The sequence below is a fragment of the Pseudomonas sp. NPDC087615 genome (genome assembly GCF_044743445.1).
GTDB classification, from domain to species: Bacteria; Pseudomonadota; Gammaproteobacteria; order Pseudomonadales; family Pseudomonadaceae; genus Aquipseudomonas; species Aquipseudomonas baetica_A.
Window position 1 is genome coordinate 1 of sequence record NZ_JBIUWM010000107.1, and the last position, 5,062, is coordinate 5,062.

The window sequence follows — 5,062 nt, forward strand, 5'->3', positions numbered from 1 at the left end:
TCGTGCTTTAAGCACCGCGGACTCACTGCTTGCCATCCACCCCTCTCATCTCAGAGTTTATTCCCAGATCAAGACACAAGCGGGCTTGCTCGCGAGGGGGGGCAGAAAAGCAGATATTGACTGACTCGACGCTTTCGCGAGCAAGCCCGCTCCCACAGTGGGGCTGTGGTGTGGGTGGGAGGGGAGAGGCAAGCGGCAGAAAAGCGGCATCTGGCGGAAACCCGTTGCCGCTTTTCTGGCATTGCCGCTTTACCTGTTACCCGCAAAGGCCCGGTTTCCGGAGGTTTCTGTGTTTGGCACGCCGCTTGCTAAAGCTCAGTTACGAAAAACCGGTCACCCGAAGGTTCCCGACATGAGCATCAGCTTCGATAAAGCGCTCGGCATTCACGAAAAAGCACTGGGCTTCCGCGCCCAGCGTGCTGAAGTGCTGGCCAACAACATCGCCAACGCCGATACCCCGAACTACAAGGCTCGGGATCTGGAGTTCTCCAAAGTGCTTGAAGCACAGAGCCAGAAAAACGCTAACGGCACCATCGCCCTGAACATGACCAACAGCCGTCACATCGAAGCTGAAGGTCTGGGCAATGGCGACGAGTCGCTGATGTATCGCACGCCGATGCAACCGTCGATCGACCAGAACACCGTGGACGCTCAACTGGAACAGTCCAACTACGCGGAAAATGCCGTGGGCTTCCAGGCCAGCTTCACGCTGCTCAACAGCAAATTCAAAGGGCTGGTATCAGCCCTGCGCGGAGAGTAACCCATGTCCCTGTCCAGCGTTTTCAACATTGCCGGCAGCGGCATGAGCGCACAGACCACGCGTCTGAACACCGTGGCGTCGAACATCGCCAACGCCGAAACCGTCTCGTCGAGCATCGACCAGACCTACCGCGCCCGTCATCCGGTATTCGCCACCATGTTCCAGGGCGGCCAGAACAGCGGCAGCAACTCGCTGTTCCAGAGCCAGGATGCCGCCGGTCAAGGCGTGCAGGTGCTCGGTGTGGTCGAAGACCAGAGCAACCTTGAAGCGCGCTACGAGCCGAACCATCCGGCCGCCGACGCCAAGGGCTACGTCTACTACCCGAACGTCAACGTGGTGGAAGAAATGGCTGACATGATTTCCGCGAGCCGGTCGTTTCAGACCAACGCTGAAATGATGAACACTGCCAAAACCATGATGCAGAAGGTACTGACCCTCGGTCAGTAATAAGGGGCGACTGCCATGAGTGTTTCCGATTCCACCAGCGGCGTAAATATCAAGGACGTTCTGGCCAACTCCTCGGTCAAGACCGGCACGACCGCTGATGGTCTGGCTGCGGCCACCAACAGTGCCGCCGGCAATAAGGCCCTGGGCAAAGATGCGTTCTTGCAACTGCTGGTTACCCAGCTGAAGAACCAGAATCCGCTCGACCCGCAAGACAACAGCGAATTCGTCGCCCAATTGGCGCAGTTCAGCAGTCTGGAAGGCATCACCACGCTGAACGACACCGTCAGCGGCATTGCCGGCAACTACAACTCCTCGCAAGCATTGCAGGCGTCGTCTCTGGTGGGCCGCTCGGTCATCGCCCAGACCGACAAGGCAGTGGTTGATACCAGCAAGAGCCTCAACGGCACGGTGGTGGTTCCGTCTTCCGGGGCTGTTTCGGTCACGATCAAAGATGCCGATGGCAAGGTCGTGCGCACCCTCGACATGGGCACCCAGAACGCCGGTAACGCCAGTTTCATCTGGGACGGCAAGAACGCTTCCGGTGAGGTCGCGAACGCGGGCACTTACACGTTCACCGCCAACGCGACTTACGACGGTCAGGCCACTTCGCTGATCACTTATCTGCCAGCGACCGTTAACAGCGTGACCATCAGCCAGACCGGCGGTGAGTTGATGCTGAACCTGGCAGGTTTGGGCAGCGTCGCGCTGTCCAAAGTACAAACCATTGGTATATAGAGCCGACTAACCGGCACAAAGGAGTGGAATATGTCTTTCAATATCGGCCTTAGCGGTCTCTATGCTGCCAACAAGCAACTGGATGTGACCGGCAACAACATCGCCAACGTTGCGACCACCGGTTTCAAAGCGTCCCGTGCAGAATTCGAAGACGTGTACTCGGCCACGCGCCTGGGTACCGGCAGCAAGACCGTTGGTAACGGCGTGCGTCTGGCCAACGTTTCCCAGCAGTTCGGCCAGGGTGACGTGAACAACACCGGCAACGTGCTGGACATGGGTATCCAGGGCAATGGTTTCTTCATCCTCAGTGATAACGGTTCCTTGAGCTACACCCGTGCCGGTGCGTTCAAGACCGACGCTCAGAACTACGTTGTCGATAACAACGGCAACCGTCTGCAAGGCTATGGCGTCGATGCCAACGGCAAGATCATCAGCGGTGTGCTGACTGATCTGAAGATCGACACTTCGGCCCTCAAGCCGAATGCGACGACCAAGATCGACCAGACCATGAACCTGAACTCGGAAGACATCAAGCCTACCGTGACCCCGTTCAGCCCAACCAATCTGAACAGCTACAACAAGACCATTTCCACTCCGGTCTACGATACTCAGGGTAACGAGCACCGCATGGATCAGTACTACGTGAAAACGGGTACCAATGCCTGGAGCGTCTACACCTACATGGATGGTCGTACGCCATCGGATCCGGCCAACAACACCCTGACGCCGCTGACCCACGACATCACCTTCAACTCCGACGGCACGATCAATACCGTGACCGCGGGCGCTGGCTGGACTCAGAACGGCAACACCCTGACCATGACGGGTTGGGTGCCGGGCGTTGTGACCAACCCGGCGACTACGCCAGTGACCTGGGGCCCGAATGGTTCTGTGGCCAACCCGGCCGGTATCGCGTTCAACATGACGTTGACCACTTCGTTCAATTCTCCTACCGCGCGTACTGCGCAGTATCAGGATGGTTACGCCACTGGCCAGATTTCCAGTCTGACCATCGATTCGACCGGTGTCATGACCGCCAACTTCAGCAACCAGCAGACCAAGGCTATTGGTCAGGTGGCGGTAGCCAGCTTCGCTAACGAGCAGGGCTTGCAGCCGATTGGTGGTACGCGCTGGAAGGAGACTTTCGCGTCGGGCGTGGCTGGGGTTGATGCGCCGAAGACCGGGACGCTGGGTTCGATCGTGTCGAACTCGCTGGAAGAATCGAACGTTAACCTGACCAATGAACTGGTGGATCTGATCAAGGCGCAGAGCAACTATCAGGCGAACGCCAAGACCATTTCGACCCAGAGCACTATCATGCAGACCATTATTCAGATGACCTGATTCTGGTTTTGGTTTGTGAAAGGGGCCCCTCGTTTGAGGGGCTTTTTTTTGTGCGCCAGGCATGGCGCGTTGCGCGCAAGCGCACCCAGCATGGCTGTGGTGACCATGCGGGTGACTTGGAGGTGAAAGTCTGTCGCCGAGCTAACACTCATCCTGTTGAGTGGTGAGATGCGTGCGATTGGTTTTTGCTCTTTTGCAGGAGTGAGCCTGCTCGCGAAGGCGGCCTGAAAGCCAGCCAATCTCCGTCAGATGTACTCCGTGTCATTTTTTCCTCGCCCAAAAGAAAACCCCCGACAAACCAGAGGTCTGTCGGGGGTTTCTCGTTCAGGTGTCTCGCGACGCCTGAATCAGCTCAGGTTATTGGCAAGCTTCGCAATCCGGCTCGTCAATCGCACAAGCCTTGGGCACTGGGGCTGGACCGGCTGGAGCAGCCAGAACCGAATCATCACCATGGTTGCCGCCGCTGGAAACGGCGTTCAGCTTACCGGTGTTGATGGTCGACTTCTCGGTGCTGGTCGCGGCCAGGGCGCGGAGGTAGTAGGTGGTTTTCAGACCACGGTACCAGGCCATGCGGTAGGTCACGTCGAGCTTCTTGCCCGATGCGCCAGCGATGTACAGGTTCAGCGACTGGGCCTGGTCGATCCACTTCTGACGACGGCTGGCGGCGTCAACGATCCACTTGGTGTCCTCTTCGAATGCGGTCGCGTAGAGCTCTTTGAGTTCTTGCGGGATGCGCTCGATCTGCTGAACCGAACCGTCGTAGTACGTCAGGGCGTTGATCATGACCGAGTCCCACAGACCGCGAGCCTTGAGGTCGCGAACCAGGTACGGGTTGATCACGGTGAATTCGCCCGACAGGTTCGATTTCACATAGAGGTTCTGATAGGTCGGTTCGATCGACTGCGATACGCCAGTGATGTTGGCGATGGTCGCGGTCGGTGCGATGGCCATGATGTTGGAGTTACGAATGCCTTTCTGTACACGGGCGCGAACCGGTGCCCAATCCAGGGTTTCGTTCAGGTCGACATCGATGTACTTCTGGCCACGTTGTTCGATCAGGATCTGTTGCGAGTCCAGTGGCAGGATGCCTTTGGACCACAGCGAACCGTTGAACGTCTCGTACGCGCCACGCTCGTCAGCCAGGTCGCAGGAGGCCTGGATCGCGAAGTAGCTGACCGCTTCCATCGACTTGTCGGCGAATTCGACGGCAGCGTCGGAGCCGTAAGGGATGTGTTGCAGGTACAGCGCGTCCTGGAAGCCCATGATGCCCAGGCCGACTGGACGGTGGCGGAAGTTGGAGTTCTTCGCCTGCGGTACCGAGTAGTAGTTGATGTCGATCACGTTATCGAGCATGCGAACGGCAACATCGATGCTGCGCTTGAGCTTGGCGGTGTCCAGCTTGCCGTCCACGATGTGGTTCGGCAGGTTGATCGAGCCCAGGTTGCAAACGGCGATCTCGTCCTTGTTGGTGTTCAAGGTGATCTCGGTGCACAGGTTCGAGCTGTGAACCACGCCGACGTGCTGCTGCGGGCTGCGCAGGTTGCACGGGTCTTTGAACGTCAGCCATGGGTGGCCGGTTTCGAACAGCATGGACAGCATTTTGCGCCACAGGTCTTTGGCCTGGATGGTCTTGAACAGTTTGATCTTGCCCGGGTATTCGGACAGTGCTTCGTAGTACTCGTAGCGCTCTTCGAAGGCTTTACCGTTCAGGTCGTGCAGGTCGGGTACTTCGGATGGCGAGAACAGGGTCCACTTGCCGTCATCGAAGACGCGCTT

Annotated in this window: 5 protein-coding genes; 4 read left to right on the top strand and 1 reads right to left on the bottom strand. The window is 57.9% G+C overall.

The features are described 5' to 3' along the window. Nucleotides 1–352 precede the first annotated feature (352 nt). From flgB to flgE, 4 genes are read left to right on the top strand one after another with little or no spacing between them, the layout of a single operon-like run. A complete protein-coding gene (gene flgB / locus ACIOU6_RS27360) occupies nt 353–760 on the top strand; it encodes a flagellar basal body rod protein FlgB (protein ID WP_007960328.1) in 408 nt (135 codons plus the stop codon). A gap of 3 nt (nt 761–763) precedes the next feature. Then, complete coding sequence (flgC, locus tag ACIOU6_RS27365) at nt 764–1,207, top strand: flagellar basal body rod protein FlgC (protein ID WP_003227217.1); 444 nt, start codon at nt 764–766, stop codon at nt 1,205–1,207. Between the two features lie 15 nt (nt 1,208–1,222). Beyond that, a complete protein-coding gene (flgD, locus tag ACIOU6_RS27370; protein WP_221733038.1) occupies nt 1,223–1,942 on the top strand; it encodes a flagellar hook assembly protein FlgD in 720 nt (239 codons plus the stop codon). A gap of 30 nt (nt 1,943–1,972) precedes the next feature. Next, nucleotides 1,973–3,286, top strand: a complete 1,314-nt coding sequence (flgE, locus tag ACIOU6_RS27375; protein ID WP_221733037.1) for a flagellar hook protein FlgE — start codon at nt 1,973–1,975, stop codon at nt 3,284–3,286. Nucleotides 3,287–3,643: 357 nt separating this feature from the next. Here flgE and ACIOU6_RS27380 read toward each other — a convergent pair. Next, nucleotides 3,644–5,062, bottom strand: a 1,419-nt coding sequence (locus tag ACIOU6_RS27380; RefSeq protein ID WP_401139838.1) for a ribonucleoside-diphosphate reductase subunit alpha, incomplete at its 5' end; no start/stop codon positions are given.

What these genes read in the sequence shown, in the direction of transcription:
- flgC (WP_003227217.1), top strand. Translation starts at nt 764, where the DNA reads ATGTCCCTGTCCAGCGTTTTCAACATTGCCGGCAGCGGCATGAGCGCA.
- flgB (WP_007960328.1), top strand. Translation starts at nt 353, where the DNA reads ATGAGCATCAGCTTCGATAAAGCGCTCGGCATTCACGAAAAAGCACTG.
- flgE (WP_221733037.1), top strand. Translation starts at nt 1,973, where the DNA reads ATGTCTTTCAATATCGGCCTTAGCGGTCTCTATGCTGCCAACAAGCAA.
- flgD (WP_221733038.1), top strand. Translation starts at nt 1,223, where the DNA reads ATGAGTGTTTCCGATTCCACCAGCGGCGTAAATATCAAGGACGTTCTG.